At 69.0% G+C, this 17,890-nt stretch carries 18 protein-coding genes; 9 read left to right on the top strand and 9 right to left on the bottom strand.

The genetic code is table 11. The features are described 5' to 3' along the window. Positions 1-10: 10 nt before the first annotated feature. Positions 11-499, top strand: coding sequence for a nuclear transport factor 2 family protein (locus VMT40_RS26995; RefSeq protein ID WP_326361581.1), 489 nt, complete (start codon positions 11-13; stop codon positions 497-499). 4 nt (positions 500-503) lie between these two features. Here the strand turns inward: VMT40_RS26995 and VMT40_RS26990 are convergent, their stop codons facing one another. Continuing rightward, on the bottom strand, positions 504-1,109 hold the full coding sequence (locus VMT40_RS26990; RefSeq protein ID WP_326361580.1) for a TetR/AcrR family transcriptional regulator: 606 nt from the start codon (positions 1,107-1,109) through the stop codon (positions 504-506). Positions 1,110-1,169: 60 nt separating this feature from the next. Between VMT40_RS26990 and VMT40_RS26985 the strand changes: the two genes are divergently transcribed. Continuing rightward, positions 1,170-2,210 carry a hypothetical protein gene (locus VMT40_RS26985; RefSeq protein ID WP_326361579.1) on the top strand — a complete coding sequence of 347 codons (1,041 nt, stop codon included), beginning with the start codon at positions 1,170-1,172 and terminating at the stop codon, positions 2,208-2,210. 10 nt (positions 2,211-2,220) lie between these two features. On the opposite strand, the gene VMT40_RS26980 is transcribed toward VMT40_RS26985, so the two are convergent. Genes VMT40_RS26980 through VMT40_RS26950 form a run of 7 tightly spaced genes read right to left on the bottom strand, consistent with a single transcriptional unit; the run spans position 2,221 to position 10,572 of the window. Further along, positions 2,221-2,838, bottom strand: coding sequence for a hypothetical protein (locus tag VMT40_RS26980; protein ID WP_326361578.1), 618 nt, complete (start codon positions 2,836-2,838; stop codon positions 2,221-2,223). 30 nt (positions 2,839-2,868) lie between these two features. After that, entirely contained in the window at positions 2,869-4,323 is a 1,455-nt protein-coding gene (locus VMT40_RS26975; RefSeq protein ID WP_326361577.1) for a hypothetical protein, read from the bottom strand. Beyond that, positions 4,320-4,940: an FHA domain-containing protein gene (locus tag VMT40_RS26970; RefSeq protein ID WP_326361576.1), complete on the bottom strand. Its 621-nt coding sequence runs from the start codon at positions 4,938-4,940 to the stop codon at positions 4,320-4,322. Before VMT40_RS26970 ends, VMT40_RS26975 begins: the two co-directional genes overlap by 4 nt. Before the next feature lie 10 nt (positions 4,941-4,950). Beyond that, positions 4,951-6,243, bottom strand: a complete 1,293-nt coding sequence (locus VMT40_RS26965; protein ID WP_326361575.1) for a vWA domain-containing protein — start codon at positions 6,241-6,243, stop codon at positions 4,951-4,953. Positions 6,244-6,245: 2 nt separating this feature from the next. Then, positions 6,246-7,148, bottom strand: coding sequence for a PP2C family protein-serine/threonine phosphatase (locus tag VMT40_RS26960; RefSeq protein WP_326361574.1), 903 nt, complete (start codon positions 7,146-7,148; stop codon positions 6,246-6,248). A 17-nt stretch (positions 7,149-7,165) separates the two neighbouring features. Next, positions 7,166-9,361: a tetratricopeptide repeat protein gene (locus VMT40_RS26955; RefSeq protein ID WP_326361573.1), complete on the bottom strand. Its 2,196-nt coding sequence runs from the start codon at positions 9,359-9,361 to the stop codon at positions 7,166-7,168. A 5-nt stretch (positions 9,362-9,366) separates the two neighbouring features. Beyond that, positions 9,367-10,572, bottom strand: coding sequence for a hypothetical protein (locus VMT40_RS26950; protein WP_326361572.1), 1,206 nt, complete (start codon positions 10,570-10,572; stop codon positions 9,367-9,369). Positions 10,573-10,720: 148 nt separating this feature from the next. On the opposite strand from VMT40_RS26950, the gene VMT40_RS26945 reads away from it, so the two are divergent. Then, positions 10,721-11,572, top strand: a complete 852-nt coding sequence (locus VMT40_RS26945; RefSeq protein WP_326361571.1) for an acyl-CoA thioesterase — start codon at positions 10,721-10,723, stop codon at positions 11,570-11,572. 4 nt (positions 11,573-11,576) lie between these two features. Here the strand turns inward: VMT40_RS26945 and VMT40_RS26940 are convergent, their stop codons facing one another. Further along, on the bottom strand, positions 11,577-13,268 hold the full coding sequence (locus VMT40_RS26940) for an APC family permease (RefSeq protein WP_326361763.1): 1,692 nt from the start codon (positions 13,266-13,268) through the stop codon (positions 11,577-11,579). A 207-nt stretch (positions 13,269-13,475) separates the two neighbouring features. On the opposite strand from VMT40_RS26940, the gene pdxT reads away from it, so the two are divergent. From pdxT to ruvB, 6 genes are all read left to right on the top strand, one after another. Next, on the top strand, positions 13,476-14,099 hold the full coding sequence (pdxT, locus tag VMT40_RS26935) for a pyridoxal 5'-phosphate synthase glutaminase subunit PdxT (protein ID WP_326361762.1): 624 nt from the start codon (positions 13,476-13,478) through the stop codon (positions 14,097-14,099). Between the two features lie 53 nt (positions 14,100-14,152). Beyond that, positions 14,153-14,905, top strand: coding sequence for a YebC/PmpR family DNA-binding transcriptional regulator (locus VMT40_RS26930; RefSeq protein WP_326307974.1), 753 nt, complete (start codon positions 14,153-14,155; stop codon positions 14,903-14,905). A gap of 171 nt (positions 14,906-15,076) precedes the next feature. Next, the gene (locus tag VMT40_RS26925) at positions 15,077-15,514 is read left to right on the top strand and encodes a hypothetical protein (RefSeq protein WP_326361570.1); all 438 of its coding nucleotides are present in this window, start codon (positions 15,077-15,079) and stop codon (positions 15,512-15,514) included. A gap of 114 nt (positions 15,515-15,628) precedes the next feature. Then, complete coding sequence (gene ruvC, locus VMT40_RS26920; protein WP_326361569.1) at positions 15,629-16,198, top strand: crossover junction endodeoxyribonuclease RuvC; 570 nt, start codon at positions 15,629-15,631, stop codon at positions 16,196-16,198. After that, the gene (ruvA, locus tag VMT40_RS26915; protein WP_326307971.1) at positions 16,195-16,800 is read left to right on the top strand and encodes a Holliday junction branch migration protein RuvA; all 606 of its coding nucleotides are present in this window, start codon (positions 16,195-16,197) and stop codon (positions 16,798-16,800) included. The genes ruvC and ruvA overlap by 4 nt, the downstream gene beginning before the upstream one ends. A gap of 6 nt (positions 16,801-16,806) precedes the next feature. Continuing rightward, entirely contained in the window at positions 16,807-17,889 is a 1,083-nt protein-coding gene (ruvB, locus tag VMT40_RS26910; RefSeq protein WP_326361568.1) for a Holliday junction branch migration DNA helicase RuvB, read from the top strand. Position 17,890 lies beyond the last annotated feature (1 nt).

Below are 17,890 nucleotides of genomic sequence, written 5' to 3'. Positions count from 1 at the left end.
AGTTGCCAGCATGTCCGAGTCGACGATTGAGCAGTTGCGGGGCGCGCTGGTTGAAGCCGAGTTGGAGCATCGGGTGCTCGCGTTCGTGTATGCGTGGGTGTATTTGATCGAGCCGCCCGCCAAGGATCCGGCCCGAATTCTGGAATTGGTGACCGAGGACGCCGTGCTGCATTTGTCCGATGGCAGCTCGGCCGAGACGCCCGAGCAGATCGCGGCCTGGTACACCCGGACCGCCGGGGCCGTGGAGGCGAGTGCGCACCGAGTCGAGCATCTCGAGGTCGCCCGCAATGCCGACGGCACCCTGACGGTGGCGGTCGACTTCGCCTGGCAGGGCATCGCGGCCGGGGATCAGGCGATGACGGCCCGGACCCACCACGATTGGATCCTGGTCGACACCGACGGTCCGCTACCCAAGCTGCGGGAATTCCGGGTGACGGCGGTCAAGCCGTTCGCGCCCGCGACCGCCGAGGACGCGCTGGCGGATTTCCGAGACCGGTGAGCGGTCAGCCGGGTACCGAATAGCCGCGCAGCAGCGGCAGATAGACGGTGTCGACGATGTCCACCAGGACCTCGTCGGGTACCGCCGGGACACCGCGCGTCACGAACTCGTTGCGCAGCAGGTCGATTGGCGTCGTGGCGACGCGGGGTACGCAGGCGGCCGCGGGTGCCTCGCCGCGCGCGACCCCGCGCTCGAGGATGGCCAGCCACGGCCGCGCCCCGGCGTCGCCCCCCTGCTCCCGCAACTGCGCCAGCAACTCCGGCTCGTTGGCCAGCTGGGACAACAGGCTGCGCAGGATCTCGCCCAGCGGCGACGCGAGATGAGAATTGGCGCGCCGCAACAGTTCTAGCGCGTCCTCACGCAGGTTGCCGGTGTCCGGCAGGTCGAGGGCGGCCGAGGTGAGCTGCCGGTACGCCGCGACCCCCAGTGCCGCGCGATTGGGCCAGCGCCGGTAGATGGCGTTCTTATTGGTGCCCGCGCGCTTGGCGACGGAATCCATGGTCATCCCCGGATAGCCGGATTCGAGCAGTTCGTCCACGGCCGCGCGCAGGATGGCCTGTTCGAGTGCCGTGCCCCGGCGGCGGGTTGGACGAGGTGTCGTATCGCTCATAACGGTACCGAGCGTACCTTGTTAGAGTACGAGATGTACCTTAATTGCAGGAGGTGGCCGATGAGAGCGATCGGCGTTTGCTACGACACCGGCTTCGTGAACCGCGGCAACAGCACGCACGAACCATTCGAAACCGCGAGAGTCCGCGAGGACATGCGCGTCATCCGGCAGGACCTGCACTGCCGGGCCGTCCGGATTACCGGCGGCTACCCGGACAGGCTGAAACTGGCCGCCACCGAAGCCGCTGCCGCCGATCTCGAGGTGTGGTTGTGCCCGTTCCTGAACGACGTCACCGAGGACGAGGTCCTGGCTGTCGTCGCCGACTGCGCGGAACACGCTGAGCAACTGCGCACTAGCGGCGCAACCATCGTGCTGGCCGTCGGCTCCGAACTCACCATGTTCGTCCTGGGCTATCTGCCGGGCGACACCCTCGACGAACGCTCCGCCGCGCTACGCACACCCGAGGGCCAGCGCGCTGTCGCCGGAATCCCGCAGCGCGTCAACGCTCTTCTGGCCCGCGCCGCGAAAATCGCGCGAGAACGCTTCCACGGCAAGCTGACCTACTGCAGCCTCCCGTTCGAAAACGTGAACTGGGACCTCTTCGACATCCTCGCCGCCGACGCCGGATACCGGGGATCCGATCTCGCCCGCGACTACCCCGACACCATGCGCGCCTGGGCGGCGCGGGGCGAGGCCCTCGGAAAGCCGGTAGCCATCACCGAATTCGGCTGCTCGAGCTTCCGCGGCGCGCCCGATGCGGGCCCGCACGGCTTCGACATCATCGACTGGGACCCCGCGACCGCCCGCCCGCTCCGCCTGAACGGCAACTACGAGCGCGACGACCAAGCCCAAGCGGCCCACATCACCGAACTCCTCGACATCCTCGACGCGGCAGGCGTGGACGCGGCCTTCTGCTACTGCTTCGCACGCTACGACCTCCCGCACCGCGAAAACCCCCTCGACGACCTGGATCTCGCCAGCCCGGGTCTGGTCCGCGTCCTCGACTCTGGCCACGGTGAGCCCACCACCCTGGCCTGGCAACCCAAACCGGCCTTCGCCGCCCTGGCCGAGCGAGCGGCCCGGCTCCCGGTGAGCAGCTAGCGCACCGAGCTCAGGTCAGGCGGACGGCGGGCCGATCGGGATGGTCCCAGGCGATCACGAGATCGGCGTCGTCCGCTTGGCCGTGCTCCAAGAGTCCTTCGACGGTGAACATCTGGTCGGGGCTCGTGTGCCGCCGCAACGCGGCCGGTGACATACGAAGGGCGACAGTGAGATCGAAATCCAACCCGCGTCCGAGCAGCATGGGACCGGCGATCAGCAGGACGGTTCCGTCGACGGCCTCTCGGATGCGGGCGCGGGCGGATCGATCGGCCCGCTCGTTCCACAGTGCGGGTAGGTACCGCCCACTGTCTCGAAGCGGTTTCACCACTTCGCGATTCACCGCCGCGTAATCGAACCAGCCTGTGCGGTAGGTGAATTCGCTGTCCCGATCGTATTCCAACCGCACCGACGCGGGCCGCACGAAATCGTGCAGCGACACCACCTCGGCCGGACGCCCCTGCGCCCGAAGCCGTTCGGCGACACCCTTCGCGACGGATACCGGGTCGGCCGCATCCGCGCCGTCGACAGCGATCACCGTGTATCCCGGCATTGCCATGGCCCGCTCGGCGATCAGATCGAGCAGGCCCTCCGGGCTGATGGCGGTGAATTCGGGCACGGAGACCATCATGGCCGAGCTCCCGTGCCCGTTCCCGCCGGGTCAGCGATATTCGGCCAGTCGCGGGCGCACGCCCACCAGGATCAGCACCGCGAACAGCACCGCCGCGCCGTAGGGCAGCCAGTCGGTCCAGCCCGACAGCGCGTCCTCACCGTCGGCGATGGCCGCGTCGAAGGCGTGCTGGTTGATGTCGATCGTGGCTACCAGCGCCTTGTCGTAGGCGGCGAAATGATCGTTGGAGGCACCGGTGTCGAGGGCGATGGCCGCCCGCAGATCGGTGCCCGCCAGCCCGCGCAGGGTGTGATCGTCGTGCTGGTAGGCCTGGTAGGCGGTCACGCTCTGCTGTGCCGCCGCACCCTCGCCGCCGAAGGTGATGTTGCGCAATTCGGTGCCGAGGAAGGAATCGGCGCTGATCGCCTGCTTCATGTCGGTGCCGTGCGCGGCCAGCGCCTGGTCCAGTGCGGCGGAATAGTCGTCCACGCCACGGGCCTGCACCCCGACCAGCCGCTGCGACTTCTTGAAATAGCTCTGCTGGTAGTCGGTCGCATGCTCGGGGTCGAGCAGGTACCGGCTCTCGTCGGCATTGGCGTCGTAGCCGATCGCCCGCGCCTGCCGCAGCGCCAGCAGCGAGTCGAACGCGTCGTGCTTGGCCACGGTGAGCTGGTGTGCCGCCGAGCCTTCCGCGACGTAGCCGCCTACCAGCAGCCCCGCCGCCAGCAGGGTGGTCACGGCGAGCGCGGGATTGACCCGCCGCCGCACGGCGACCCGCAGCAGCACCTGCAGTCCGATGAGCACGGCCAACAACAGCAGACCCAGGACGGCGATCCACGCCCGTCCCGTCACCGTGGTGTCCTCGGCATCGCGGTACGCCTGACTCAGCACGCCGCTATTGGTATCGGCGAGCTTCTGTGCGCGCGAGAGCAGATCGGGCACCATGCCCGTCGCGGACCGATACGCCGCCAGGGTGCGCGCCGACGGCTGCCCGGCCGCGCCGCGATCGAGGTCGCTGAGCTGGAAGGTCTCCGCCGCCAGTGCCTGGTACTGCCCGAACTTGTCCAGCAGGGTCCGGATCTGTTGGGACGCGTCGTCATTGGTGGCGATGGTCATGGCCTGCTGCAGATCGGTGTCGGCCTGCACACGGCGCTGCTCGTAGGTGGCCAGCGCGTTCTTGCGCACCGTCGCCAGCGTCGAATCGTCCCCGGCGAGCAGCACATTCGCCACTTGGGCGTCCATGTCGGCCAGCGCGAAGTACAGGTCCTCGGTGGAGGTGACGGTTGGCGCGGTGTGGTGGCCGATGACATCGATGCCGTGCCGCGTCGATCGGGCGTCGCCGGTCATCACCACCGCGGTGATGGCCGCCAGCACGACGGCCAGGATCGCCAGATAGCTGATCCAGGTCGGGGTGTCGGAGCGGCTCGGCACGGCCGCCCGAAGCCGACCCGGCAGGCTCCGGGCGGGTTCGGTCGGCGCACCGGGCCGATTCAGCAGCGTCGTCATGATGCGTTGTCCTGCTTCAGGGTCAGTGTGGTCCACGCGCCCAGATGGATCCGGTCGCCGGAGCGCACCGGCACGGTCTCCCCGCGCGGAATGGGATCGGTCGCGCCATTGAGTCGCGTGCCGTTGGTGGAGCCGAGATCGAGGATCGCCCAACCGTTCTCGGGCCGAGACAGCAGCAGCACGTGCAGGTGCGAGATGCCGGGGTCCTGGGGTGGGCCGGTGAGATCGATCTCGGGGTCGATGCCCTTGGAGGCGCTGAATCGGCCGACGCGCACCTGGCTGCCCCGCAGCGGGAATTCCCGGGCAGGGCAGTAGGCCGGGAACTCGACGTCGTCGTCCTCGCTGCGCATGGTGTCGTAGTAGGCGCGATCGGCGACGACGGTCGCGGTCCAGGTCGATGCGACGACGGCGGGCGTGACCACCGGCGCGACGCCCGCCACGAAGTCGTAGCTGCAGCCCTCGCAGAAGCGTCCGGTCCGCGGCTCCCCGCATAACGGGCACGGCTCACCCTCGGGTTCCGGTGCGGGCGTGGGTGATTCGGTCGCACCCAGCAGCAGTCCGCACACGTCGCAGTAGTCGGTCGCGGTCGAATCGTGTCCGGCAGGGCAGGTCTGCACAGCGCTCACCTCACCGCTTGTGGACGCGGGAAGTCTTGGTCGACCGCGTGTCCAGGGTCATCTCGTCCGCCTTGCGCACCGCCGCCTTCAAGCGCACCGTCCCGGTCCGCGCGTCGAGCACATCGACGACGCCCTCGAGCAGCTTGGCGGTGTCCGTGTTGCCCGAGGCGGCCGCGATCTGTACCGCGCGCCCCAATTTCTTGGTGGCGGTGTCGAGATCGCCGTCCCGGCGCGCGGCCAGGCCCTCCTGAATGACGCCCGCCAGTTCGGCCTGCCCGGTGTAGTGCGCCACCTCCGGGCTGATCTTGCTGGATTGCGCCACATCATCGGTCCACACGGCCTTGACGAGCCCCTGCCCGAGCACCTCGGCCCGATCACCGCTGCCGCGCACCAGGCTCACCCGCCCGGCGAGCATGACATCGCCGAGCCCGCCCGGCGCGACCTCGACGCACAGGTGGTAGTCGCGGCTCTCCGCGCCAGCCCACGACCCGGTCGGGTATTCCCCTGTCTGCGTACCGGTTTCGGTGCGCCGCCCGGTCAGATCCAGCAGCTCGGGTGCGACCTGCTTGACGAACTTCACGCTCGCCCCGCGCGGCGTCCACAGCCGCAGCGCCACATCGGCGACCGACTTGCCCATGGCCGTGGTGGTCATGGCCTGGAAATCGGCTACGAGGTCCTTGGGATCGGCGACGATATCGCAAGTGCCCAGCAGCGCGGTGGAGACCTTGCGCAGTTCCGCGATCTCCCAGTCGGTGCCCACCCCGCGGCAGTCGCAGACGTAAACGCCCGTGCTGGCCTGGATTTCGGCGTCCAGCTGCTGCGGGGTCTCGTGCTCGTCGCGCCCGTCGGTGAGCAGGATGGCGTGGCGCAGCCCTTCGCGATTCCCGAACAGCTGCCGGGCCAGCCGCAGCCAGGTGCCGATGGCGGTGCCGCCACCCGCGCGCAGGTTCTGCACGGCGGCAATGGCATTGGCCTTGTTGCCGGGCGTCGCGGTGATCAGTGTCGGCGTCACCGGATACACCATGCGCGCCACGTCGGTGCCCGCCACCACCGCGAACTCGACACCGTCGCGCACCGCCGAAATGGCGGCGGCGGTGGCGTTCTTGGCCGCGGCGAGCTTGCCGTAGGCGTGGTCCATGCTGCCCGAGCAATCGACGATGATCACCTCGGCCGCCCCGCCGCCGACGGGCATCGCGCCGCTGCCCGTGGCGGTCACCGTCACCACCGCGTTGACCCGGGTCGCCCCGGCGGGCAGGTACTCGTTCTGGAAGGTCTCGATCCGGAAACCCAAGGGGTCGTTCATGATCAGTAGCTCCTCGTGCTCACGGGAAACGGGGTGAGCGCCACGGTGATGTTGTCGCCGCCGCCCGCGGCCAATGCCAGGTCGGCCAGTCGGTGCGCCGTGGCGAGGGGCGCGGTGCGGGCCTGCGGCAGGGCGAGCTCGGACAGGGTGTCGGCGGCGGGGAAGTAGTTCCACAGGCCGTCGCTGCACACCAGCACCGCGCCCGGCGTATCCGGAACGAACGTGCGGACGTGGGGATCGATGCGCTCGGCGTCGGCCCCGAGCCAGGCGGTGAGTGTGTGCGCGTCCGGCATGGACATGGCGGTGGCCTCGTCGACGCCGAGCTCGACCAGCCCGGCCGCCACCGAATCGTCGGTGCTCAGCTTGCGGGCCGGGCTCCCCGACGGCTCGGCGGTGAGCCAGTAGGCCCGGCTGTCACCGATCGAGCCGACGGTGACCGCGCGGTCGGTGACCACCGCGCACACGATGGTGCACGACGGCGTGCGATCACCATTGGCCCCCAACGCCGCGACGGCATCGGCGGCCGCCCCGACGGCCAGCACGGTCGCCGCCTCGACCCCGAGCCCGCCACCCACCTCGACGGACAGCCGATCGGCCGCGGTCGCGGCGGCGCGGGCGGACGCGTCGTCGGCGTGATCCGAGCTGGATACGCCGTCGCACACCACGAGAATGCGGACCCCGGAGTCCAGCACGCGTACCGCCATCGCATCCTCGTTGTGCGCGTGGCGTTTTCCGCGATCGGTGACCGCCGCCGCCACGCCCAGATCCAACTCGCGCCGATCCGGGACCGTGACCGCCACCTCGCCCGTCAGGTTCGCGCCGCAGTCCTCGCAGAAGCGATCTCCGGCGGTGAATCCCGCCCCGCACACCGGGCACACGCCGGTCTCCTCCGCTGTGATCGTCATCAGCTCTCGCACGTCCCTCACACCCAACTCACGGGCCGAATCGCATTGGCCCGGTTCACCAGATCGCGCCGCGCCAGCTTGCTCGACGACAAGCGAGCCAGTTCGCGATAGCGGAACTCCAGCGCGCGGCGCAGCTCGTCGTCGGTGAATCGACAGCCCAGCACCGTGGTCCCCGGCTCGACCGATCGGGCCGCCGCCAGCGCGCGGGCCGCGTCGAGCACCGCGATGCCGCGCCACGCCTTGTGCTCCGGATCCAGCGGCAGCGCCTCGAGCCGCGTGCCCGCGGCCACCAGATACCGCTCCGACCCACCCGCCAGCTGCGCCCCGAACGCCGCCAGCTGCGCGGCGGTGTAATGGCTCGAGCTCGACGGCACCGATTCGGCGGCCGCGATCGCACCGTCGATATCGCGCTCCTGCAGCCGGGTCCGCGCCAGACCGAAAGCGGCGCTGGGAAATCCGTGATCGGTCCGCCACACCCGCAGATACAGCCGCGACGCCGCGTCGTGCTCACCCGCGCATTCGCGCGCCGCCGCCAGCGCCAGCTTGCTGGCGGACTCGCCCGGCAGCATGCCGTACACGGTGTCGAAGGCGTCACACGCGGCCGTGAAGTCGCGGCGGACCAGCGCCGCGAGCCCGCGGTACCAGGTGATCCGCCAGTCGGCGTCCTCGGACTTCTCCCACTCCGCCAATTCACCCAGCGCCGTGTCGATATCACCGGCCTCGATGCGGGCCCGGATGAGCGCGAGGGTCACCTCCGGCGAGGACACCGGCGCCGCCTCCAGCGCGGCGACCAACCGCACCGGATCCCCGATGGACGTGGTGGCCAGGAACCCGGCGGCCGGATCGGTGGGATCCACCATCGGCACCGGCAGCGCCGCCGCGATGGCGGCGGGGTCGGGGGTGGCGGGCCACTGCTCCGGATTCGACCCGAAAGCCGCCCGCTCCCCGCTGAATACGGTGGACAGCGCCGGTCGCGGCTGCCCGTCCTGAGCCGCCACCACCTCGCGCAGCACACCGGTGACCTGTTCGGCCATCTCCGACGCCGACCCGAACCGCTCATTGGGATCGGCGGCCGTGGCGCGCTCCAGCAGCCGCCGGAACGACGGGAACTGCGCCAGCAGCGGCACTTCCGTGGCGGGCGGCAGCGTGTACCGGTACGCGCCGCGGTAGTCGAAGTTGAAGGTCAGCACCGCCAGGGTGCGCGCCACCGTGAACAGATCCGATTCCACCGACGCGCCTTCGTCTTCCAGCTCCGGCGCGCAATAGCCGTCGGTCTTGAATCCGGCGCTGTCCTCGTCGTCCAGGTGCCGGACCGCGCCCAGGTCGATGAGCTTGAGCTGCTCCTCGGTCTGAATCATATTGTCGGGCTTGAAGTCGCAGTAGAGCAGGCCCATGCCGTGCAGGTAGCCCAGGGCGGGCAGGATCTCGAGAATGTAGGCCAGGCCCTGCGCCAGCGGCATCGGCTGCAGGTTGCCGTACGAATCCCGTTGTGAGCGCAGCTCCTTGAGCGACGCGCCACCGACATACTCCATGACGATGTAGCCGACCGGCTCGTGGGTGAGCGGGTCGGGATGCTTCACGAAGTTGAAGATCTTCACGATGTTCGGGTGCTCGACCGAGGCCAGGAACTGCCGCTCGGCCACCGCCGCGGCCATGGCGTCGGCGTCACCGGTATCCAGCAGGCCCTTGAGCACCACCCAGCGGTCGCTGACATTGCGGTCCCGGGCCAGATAGATCCAGCCCAGGCCGCCGTGCGCGAGACAGCCCAGCACCTCGTACTGCCCGGCCACCAGATCCCCGGGCACCAGCTTGGGTGTGAACGAGTAGGCGGTGCCGCAGTTGCGGCAGAAGCCTTCGGTGCGGCCGGGCGCGCCATCGCGACCTCGGCCCACCTGCTGACCGCAGTTGCTGCAGAAGCGTTCGTGCTCGGGCACCCGCGGGTCGGCCAGGACGGCGGTCGACGGATCCCGATAGGGCACTTGGGGAATCGACACCAGGCCCGCACCGAGCCGACCGCGACTGGACCGAGCGGTCCGGGTGGAGCGGGACGAGGACCGACTGGACCCGCGCCGACTCTGCCGACCGGATCCGGTCCGTGCCGAGGATCCGGCGAGTGTGCCCGAATGCGTGACGGCGGCCGGGGCCAACCCGCACTCATCGCAGAAACCGTCGAGGATGGTGCCGCCGCAACCGGGCCGCATGCAAGTGGTCATCAGGGTTATGCCGTCTTCTCGGTGATCGCCCGCTGATACTCGGCCACCGCCCGCGTGGCGGCGGCGAGATCGCAAGGCGCGGAATGCAACAGGTCGTGGGCGCGGCGATAGCAGGCGTCCACGACGGGATCTTCGGTGAGCCGCAGCCGCGCGACCTTGACCCGGTAGGCGTCGACGCGCCCACGCAATTCGTCACGCCGGTCGATGAGAGCCTCGGCGGTGTCGCGCACCGCGTCGGCGGCGGCGCGGGCACGCTCGACCTCGCGGGTCACCGTGACCACGTCGTCATTGAGCCGGGTCCAGTGCCGAGCACTGCCCGCCCGCAGCGCCCGCAGCCGATCGCGCAGCGGCGCAAGCGGTTCCAGCGGCGCGGGGGAGAAGCCCGCGATCTTCATGCCCGTCACCGTGGCGGCGGCGTCGGCCGCGCGGGCGGCCGCCTCCGCCTCGTCGAGCGCGGTATCCAACCGGGCCAGCCGCTCGGCCACGGTGTCGCGCCGGGCTGCCAGCTCCGTCAATTTCGCCTGCACGTCATCGATATCGCGACTCGAGACCGAAGAGTCAGCACCGTCGGCGTGTCGCTCCGCCAGGCTGAGCGGATCCGACATGGCGAGCGCCCGTTCGGTATTCAACCGTCGCTCGAGCTCGTCGAGCCGGGCGAGCAGCGGATGCCCGATCGCCGCGAGATCCAGATCCACGGCCAGCCGCCGGGCCTCCGTCAGCCGCGTCCCGGCTCGATCCACGCCCGGCAGAAAGTTCGATGCCACCGTGTCCGCGATCGTCGCGATCTGGGCCACCTCGCGATAGCCCGCGGTCATCTCGCCCACCAGCTGCGCCAGCGTCAGCGAGCGGCGCACCGCCGCCGGGCCGAGCAGGTCCCGCTCGGACAGCGGAATCGATTGCGGCGCGAGCACAACCGACGGCCCGCACAACAACTCCGTCAGCTCCGTCAACTCCGTGTGGCCCGGCCGCACGCGTCGCCCGCGGACCCGATGTGCCTGCGCCACCACACTTTCGAACAATCGGAACTGCGTCCACATGGCGTCCAGTCGCGCCCGGGCCGCGGCCCACCGCGCCGCGCTGACACCCGTCAATGGCACCCCATCCAGGAACCGCACGCCCGGATGCTCCTCCAGCTCCGCGAGATTCGCGGACATCCCACCCCGGTCGGCGTCGAGCCGGGCCAAGGCCTGATCGGCCTCGGCGATTGCCAACACTGGCACCCCCTGTAGAAAGCGAAATTGCTCAGCGGGCGTGAGCCCGTCAGCACATGCTGCCACCGCTCGGCATAAACAAACCGTAAGGATTCCTTGGAATCGCTCCTTGCTAGCCTGAGCGCGACAAACGCGAAGGGACGGGTGCATGGCGACGATCGAAGAGGCGCTCGAGATAGAGCAACTCGAACGCGACATCTTCCGGGGCGCGTCGACGAAGACGCAGTTGCCGCGCACGTTCGGCGGGCAGGTGGCCGGGCAGGCGCTGGTGTCGGCGGTGCGCACGGTGGATCCGCACTATCAGGTGCATTCACTGCACGGGTACTTCCTGCGGCCGGGCAATCCCGCGCAGCCGACCGTCTACCTCGTCGATCGCATTCGCGACGGCCGGTCGTTCTGCACGCGCCGGGTGACCGGGGTGCAGAACGGTGAGGCCATCTTCACCATGTCGGCCTCCTTCCATCTCGGCGACGAGGGGCCGGTGCATCAGGACGTCATGCCCATCGTGCGGCCGCCGCTGGAGCTGCCCGACGCCAAGGAGTCCATGAGCCCGGAACGCCTGTGGGCCATGCGCGAATGGGAGCACTGGGACATTCGCACCATTCCGCAGGACGAGATCGATCGCCGCGACGGGACGGTCGCCCAGCAGCAGGTGTGGTTCCGCTACCGGCACCCGCTGCCCGACGATCCGCTGTTCCACGTCTGCACGCTGGCGTACATGAGCGATATGACCCTGCTGGGCTCGTCGAAGGTCATCCACCCCGACGAGCCGACCCAGAACGCCTCGCTCGATCACGCCATGTGGTTCCTGCGCCCGTTCCGCGCCGACGACTGGCTGCTCTACGACCAGCAGTCGCCCAGCGCCGGAGCGGGCCGCGCGCTCACCGGCGGGCGGATCTGGAACCAGGCGGGGGAGCTCGTCGCGGTTGTCATGCAGGAGGGCCTGATTCGCACCTTCCGCGATCCGCAGGCCGCGTCCTTCCCGCCCGGAACCGCCTAGCCGCTCAGGCCGTCTGCACCCGCAGATGGCACACGACGGTGTCGGACATCTTGCGCAGCGTCTTCTCCAACTCGTCACTGCGATGGCTGGGCAGCACGTGATTCCACCCCGCGGGCGGCTCGATCTCGGCGATCACCACCACCTTGCGCCGCCCCGCGAAATTGTCACGCACATACCGAGCCACCGGCCCGCCGACGGTCGAATCACCGTCCTCGAGCAGCAGCAGCCGCACATCGGGATGCCACGCCTCCCACGCCTTGGTGAACACGGTGATGTTCTCGCCCGGTAGGCACACGTGCACGGCCGTCACGTCCCGGCCCAGGGACATGGCCGCCGAGAGCGCCTCGCGGCTGAGCTCCGACACCTCCGACACGGGCACGATGATCGCGGTGTCGGAGGGCCGCGGCTCGGCGGGCACGCACCCCGCGCCGCGACAGCCCTCGATTCGCCCGTAGGTCTTGCGAATCCGCTCCATGCCCAGCACCAGCAGCGGCAGCACCAGCACGATCAGCCACGCGCCCTCGGCGAATTTCATCGACGTGGTGACAACCAGCGCGACGAAGGTCAGCACCGCGCCGAACCCGTTCAGCCCGATTCGCCAGCGCCACCCCGGAATTCGATTGGCCAGCCAGTGCCGCACCATGCCGACCTGCGCGATGGTGAAGCCCACGAACACCCCGATGGCGAACAGCGGAACCAACGCGTTCATATTGCCCTCGGAGGCGATCAGCAGTACCGCCGCCGAAATGCCCAGGGCCAGAACGCCGAACCGATACACCTGGCGAGGCGAGGTCACCGCGAACCGGTGCGGCAGGCAGTTGTCGTCGGCGAGGATCTTGGTCAGCGTCGGCAACCCGCCGTAGGAGGTATTCGCCGCCAGTGCCAGCAGGATCACGGTCGCGAATTGCACGACGTAGTAACCGATTCCGTGCCCCAGCGCCGCCTCGGTGAGCTGGGAAAGAACGGTCGTGCCATCCAGCGGACGTATCGAGAACTTCTCGATGAGAGTCGCCAGCCCGATCAGCATGACACCCAGCAGCACGCCCAGCGCCACCTCGGCACGCTGCGCACGCTTCACCTTCGGGGTGGCAAAGCTGGGCACCGCATTCGCGATCGCCTCGACCCCGGTCAGCGCCGCGCACCCGCTGGAGAAAGCCTTGAGCAGCAACAGGATTCCAATGGTCCGCGCATTCTCGGACACGACCTCGCCGGTAGCCACCGTGGCCGGTTCACCCCGCAGCAGACCCGCCACGATCACCGCCAGAATGCCCACGACGAACACCACGGTCGGAATCATGAACGCGCGAGCGCTTTCCCGGATGCCGTAGAGATTCAGCGCCGTGATCCCGACCAGCACCGCCAGGCAGATCCATACCGTGTAGGGGAACAAGGCCGGAAACGCGGAAGTCAGCGCCGCCACACCCGCGGCGATCGAGACCGCCACATTGAGCACGTAATCCACGATCAGCGACGCGGCCGCGACCAGGCTGGTCCGATGCCCGAGCCGCTCCTTCGCCACCGCGTACGCGCCGCCGCCATTGGGGAAGGCGGCGATGACCTGCCGATACGAGGCGATGAGCACGGCCAGCAGCACCACGATCGCCAGCGTCACCGGCAGCGTGAAGCCCAGTCCGACGGTCCCGGCGGCGGCCAGCACCAGCACGATCGCTTCGGGTCCGTAGGCGACCGAGGCCATGGCGTCCAGCGAGAGCCCGGCCAACCCGGTCGATACGGTCAGTCCGTGCCGGGCTGGCGGCACCTCGAGTCCACCTCGCGCCGCGGACGAGGTGTGCGGGAGAACATCAGTCACATCCGGAGTCTTCACCCGCGCCGCGTCCTGGACACTCGTCCTAACGGAACCCTGACACCCTGGGTGAGCAGGGCCACAACCACCCGCGAACGTATGCTCGACGGCGTGAAACCGACAATTGGCGTGCTGGCCCTGCAGGGCGACGTGCGCGAACACGTGCATGCGCTGGAAGCTTGCGGAGCCGATGTCGTCGCCGTGCGCCGCGAATCCGAGCTGGCCACCATTGACGGTTTGGTGATCCCCGGCGGCGAATCCACCGCCATCAGCAAGCTCCTGGAAGTCTTCGAGCTACTCGAGCCCCTGAAACAGCGCCTGCGCGACGGCCTGCCCGCCTACGGCTCCTGCGCGGGCATGATCCTGCTGGCCAGCGAGGTCCTCGACACCCGCCCGGACATGAAGCCCCTGCACGGCATCGATATGACGGTGCGCCGCAATGCCTTCGGTCGGCAGGTGGACTCCTTCGAAGCCGACCTGGAGTTCCAGGGCCTCGACGACGGCCCTGTCCGCGCGGTCTTCATCCGCGCCCCCTGGGTCGAGCAGGCGGGCCAGGGCGTCGAGGTCCTCGCCACCGTCCCCTCCGGCCCCGCCGCCGGACGCATCGTCGCCGTTCGCCAGGGCAATGTCATGGCCACCTCGTTTCACCCCGAGGTAACCGGCGATCTTCGGGTGCACAAGCTGTTCGTCGACACCGTGGTGCGCCCGCGCGCCGGAGTCTGACGTACTCTCGAATGTCGGAAACAACACAGACCCCCGAAACGAGGAAGTAGGGAATGAGCGGCCATTCAAAATGGGCCACCACCAAGCACAAGAAGGCTGCCCTCGATGCCAAGCGCGGCAAGCTGTTCGCCAAGCTGATCAAGAACATCGAGGTCGCGGCGCGCACCGGTGGTGGTGACCCGGATGGCAATCCGACTCTCTACGACGCCATCCAGAAGGCCAAGAAGAACTCGGTGCCGCAGGACAACATCGAGCGGGCCCGCAAGCGCGGTGGCGGCGAAGAGGCCGGTGGTGCCGACTGGCAGACCATCATGTACGAGGGCTACGGACCCAGCGGTGTCGCCATTCTCATCGAGTGCCTCACCGACAACCGCAACCGCGCCGCGGGCGAGGTCCGCGTGGCCGTGACCCGCAACGGCGGCAATATGGCCGACGTCGGCTCGGTGTCGTACCTGTTCTCCCGCAAGGGTGTGGTGACTCTGGACAAGGCCGGGCAGACCGAGGACGACGTCCTCATGGCCGTGCTCGACGCGGGCGCCGAGGAGGTCAACGACCTGGGCGACGAGTTCGAGATCATCTCCGAGCCCGGCGACATGGTCGCGGTCCGCACCGCGCTGCAGGAGGCGGGCATCGACTACACCTCCGCCGAGTCCGGCTTCCAGCCCTCGGTGACCGTCCCCGCCGACGCCGAGCTGGCCCGCAAGGTGTTCAAGCTCGTCGACGCGCTGGAGGACTGCGACGACGTGCAGAACGTCTACACCAACATCGACGTGTCCGACGAGGTGCTGGCCGAGCTTGATGCCTAGCTGACAAAGCTCACACGACGCGGGCCGCTTCCAGCACGGAGGCGGCCCGCGTCGTCTCCGCGAATCAGGGTGGGGGAGCGACGAATTAAGGGATTTCCCCGATATACCTGAAACCTCCTGTGCGACAAGCTGAATCCCAGGTCGGGACACTGTCGCAAAGGAGTTTCACGCATGGCTCACCGCTTGCTCGTCGGTCTCGGCGCGGCTGCCCTGCTGTCCGTCGCGTTCGCCCCCGCCGCCTTCGCCCAGGACCTGGCCGACGGCGTCTCGTGCGCTGATCGCGTGTGCCGCAACGACACCGACGACATCTACCGCGTGCAGGTCCGCGTGCACTGCTCGGATTTCGTTGGCACGCACGACATGTCGGTCTGGGTGAACAGCCACTCCACAGAGGAGGTGCGCGCCGGATGCCTAGGCACGTGGAAGCACGGCATGATGCACCCCGGCCCCTCCACCATGAACCCCGACGGCACCTGGAGCACGGGCCCCACCACGTGGGATCCCGACACCTACGAACCCAGCTACGTCACCGGCATCGACTACCTCAGCGCCACGGTCGACAACTCCAGTCGCCGCCGCCCCGGCGTGCCCGCGCCCAGCGGTTCCTGATTCCGGCCGAATCCGCCGACCCCGCACCGATCCCCGCCGTGTCGATGGAGAATGTCGCGACGGGCGTCCGTTAGACTCTCGAACAGTTGTTCGTTCACGGTGAGAGGGGTTTCGGTGCGGGTGATGGGCGTCGACCCCGGGCTCACCCGGTGTGGGCTCAGCATGGTCGTCGGCAGCATGGGCCGCAAGGTGACCATGCTGCAGGTGGACGTGGTCCGCACCCCGCCGGAAATGGAACTGGCGCAACGCCTTCTGCTGGTGGCCGACGGGGCCGAGGCGTGGATGGACACCCACAAGCCCGAGGTCGTTGCCATCGAACGCGTCTTCTCCCAGCACAATGTGCGCACCGCCATGGCCACCGCGCAGGCCGCGGGCGTCATCGCATTGTCCGCAGCCCGCCGCGACATCCCCGTCCGCTTCCACACCCCCTCGGAGGTGAAAGCGGCCGTCACCGGAAACGGTTCCGCGGACAAGGCGCAAGTGACCGCCATGGTGACCCGTATCCTCGGGCTGTCCGTCGCGCCCAAACCCGCCGACGCCGCCGACGCGCTAGCCCTGGCCATCTGCCATTGTTGGCGCGCACCCATGCTGGAGCGCATGGCCAAGGCGGAGGCGATGGCCGCGGCACAGCAGCGCTTGTACGAGGAACGGCTTGCCCAGCAACGGAAGGCGGTAACACGGTGATCGCGTCGGTACGCGGCGAGGTACTCGAGATCGGACTCGACCATGTGGTCATCGAGGCCGCCGGGGTCGGCTACCGCCTCAACGCCACCCCCGCCACGCTGGCCGGACTGACCCGCGGCGAGGACGCGCGGCTGTACACCACCATGATCGTCCGCGAGGACTCCATGACGCTGTTCGGCTTCGCCGACACCGAGGCCCGCGAACTTTTCGGTCTGCTGCAAACGGTTTCGGGCGTAGGCCCCAAACTGGCCATGGCCGTGTTGGCGGTCCTCGAGCCCGAGGCTCTGCGCAAGGCCCTCGCGGAATCCAATGTCGCCGCCCTGACCCGAGTCCCCGGCATCGGCAAGCGTGGTGCGGAACGCATGGTCGTCGAACTCCGCGACAAGGTGAATCTGGTTCCCGTGCAATCGGGCCCGCCCGGCTCCGGCCCCGCCCCCATGGCCACCCCCGTGCGCGAACAGGTGGTCGACGCGTTGATCGGCCTCGGCTTCCCCGCCCGCCAGGCCGAGGGCGCGGTAGACGCCGTCCTCGCCGACGACCCGACTCTCGGCACGTCCCAGGCCCTGCGCACGGCTCTCGGTCTGCTCGGCAAGAATCGATAGGCGATCATGACCGAGGATTTCACCGAAGACACCGAATCCGCCGTCACCGCAAGCTATCTGCAATCCGACGGCGAGATCGAAGCCAGCCTGCGCCCGAAGTCCCTCGACGACTTCATCGGCCAGCCCCGCGTCCGCGAACAGCTGGCCCTGGTCCTGCGCGGCGCGAAACTGCGCGGCGGCACACCGGATCACGTACTCCTGTCCGGCCCGCCCGGCCTGGGCAAAACCAGCATGGCGATGATCATCGCGGGCGAGCTGGGCAGCGCCCTGCGCCTGACCTCCGGCCCCGCATTGGAACGCGCCGGAGACCTCGCCGCCATGCTCAGCAACCTCGTCGAGGGCGATGTCCTGTTCATCGACGAAATCCACCGCATGGCCCGGCCAGCGGAGGAAATGCTCTACCTGGCGATGGAGGACTTCCGAGTCGACGTGGTCGTCGGCAAAGGCCCAGGCGCAACTTCGATCCCCCTGGACATCGCCCCCTTCACGCTGGTAGGCGCGACAACCCGCTCCGGAGCCCTGACCGGCCCCCTGCGCGACCGCTTCGGCTTCACCGGCCACATGGACTTCTACGAGCCAGACGAACTGAAACTCATCCTCGAGCGCTCGGCCCGAATCCTCGGCGTGCGTTTGGAATCCGACGCCGCCGCCGAAATCGCGGGCCGCTCCCGGGGCACGCCCCGCATCGCCAACCGCCTGCTCCGCCGAGTCCGCGACTACGCCGAGGTGAAAGCCGACGGTCTGGTCACCCCCGATATCGCCCACGCCGCGCTCGCTGTCTACGACGTGGACGTTCTCGGCTTGGACCGCCTCGACCGCGCCGTCCTCGGCGCGCTGATCCGCAGCTTCAACGGTGGCCCGGTGGGCGTTTCCACGCTGGCCGTGGCCGTCGGCGAGGAAGCCGCCACGGTCGAGGAAGTCTGCGAACCCTTCCTCGTTCGAGCCGGTTTGGTGGCGCGCACCCCGCGGGGGCGCGTCGCCACCGCGGCCGCGTGGGAGCACCTGGGCCTGGTACCGCCGCCGGATCTGGTCTTCGGTTCCATCGAGGTACGTCCCCGCGAACCGCAGTTGGATCTGTTCGAGCCGTAAG

The sequence above is a fragment of the Nocardia sp. CDC160 genome (assembly GCF_035818795.1).
Taxonomy (GTDB): Bacteria; Actinomycetota; Actinomycetes; order Mycobacteriales; family Mycobacteriaceae; genus Nocardia.
This window is presented reverse-complemented; position numbering and strand designations above follow the sequence as displayed.

Coding starts and splice junctions, on each gene's coding strand:
- VMT40_RS26955 (WP_326361573.1), bottom strand. CDS start 9,361: ATGACCACTTGCATGCGGCCCGGTTGCGGCGGCACCATCCTCGACGGT.
- VMT40_RS26990 (WP_326361580.1), bottom strand. CDS start 1,109: ATGAGCGATACGACACCTCGTCCAACCCGCCGCCGGGGCACGGCACTC.
- VMT40_RS26980 (WP_326361578.1), bottom strand. CDS start 2,838: ATGATGGTCTCCGTGCCCGAATTCACCGCCATCAGCCCGGAGGGCCTG.
- VMT40_RS26975 (WP_326361577.1), bottom strand. CDS start 4,323: ATGACGACGCTGCTGAATCGGCCCGGTGCGCCGACCGAACCCGCCCGG.
- VMT40_RS26925 (WP_326361570.1), top strand. CDS start 15,077: ATGGCTCACCGCTTGCTCGTCGGTCTCGGCGCGGCTGCCCTGCTGTCC.
- VMT40_RS26985 (WP_326361579.1), top strand. CDS start 1,170: ATGAGAGCGATCGGCGTTTGCTACGACACCGGCTTCGTGAACCGCGGC.
- VMT40_RS26945 (WP_326361571.1), top strand. CDS start 10,721: ATGGCGACGATCGAAGAGGCGCTCGAGATAGAGCAACTCGAACGCGAC.
- VMT40_RS26965 (WP_326361575.1), bottom strand. CDS start 6,243: ATGAACGACCCCTTGGGTTTCCGGATCGAGACCTTCCAGAACGAGTAC.
- ruvB (WP_326361568.1), top strand. CDS start 16,807: ATGACCGAGGATTTCACCGAAGACACCGAATCCGCCGTCACCGCAAGC.
- VMT40_RS26995 (WP_326361581.1), top strand. CDS start 11: ATGTCCGAGTCGACGATTGAGCAGTTGCGGGGCGCGCTGGTTGAAGCC.
- VMT40_RS26960 (WP_326361574.1), bottom strand. CDS start 7,148: ATGACGATCACAGCGGAGGAGACCGGCGTGTGCCCGGTGTGCGGGGCG.
- VMT40_RS26940 (WP_326361763.1), bottom strand. CDS start 13,268: ATGGCCTCGGTCGCCTACGGACCCGAAGCGATCGTGCTGGTGCTGGCC.
- VMT40_RS26930 (WP_326307974.1), top strand. CDS start 14,153: ATGAGCGGCCATTCAAAATGGGCCACCACCAAGCACAAGAAGGCTGCC.
- pdxT (WP_326361762.1), top strand. CDS start 13,476: ATGCTCGACGGCGTGAAACCGACAATTGGCGTGCTGGCCCTGCAGGGC.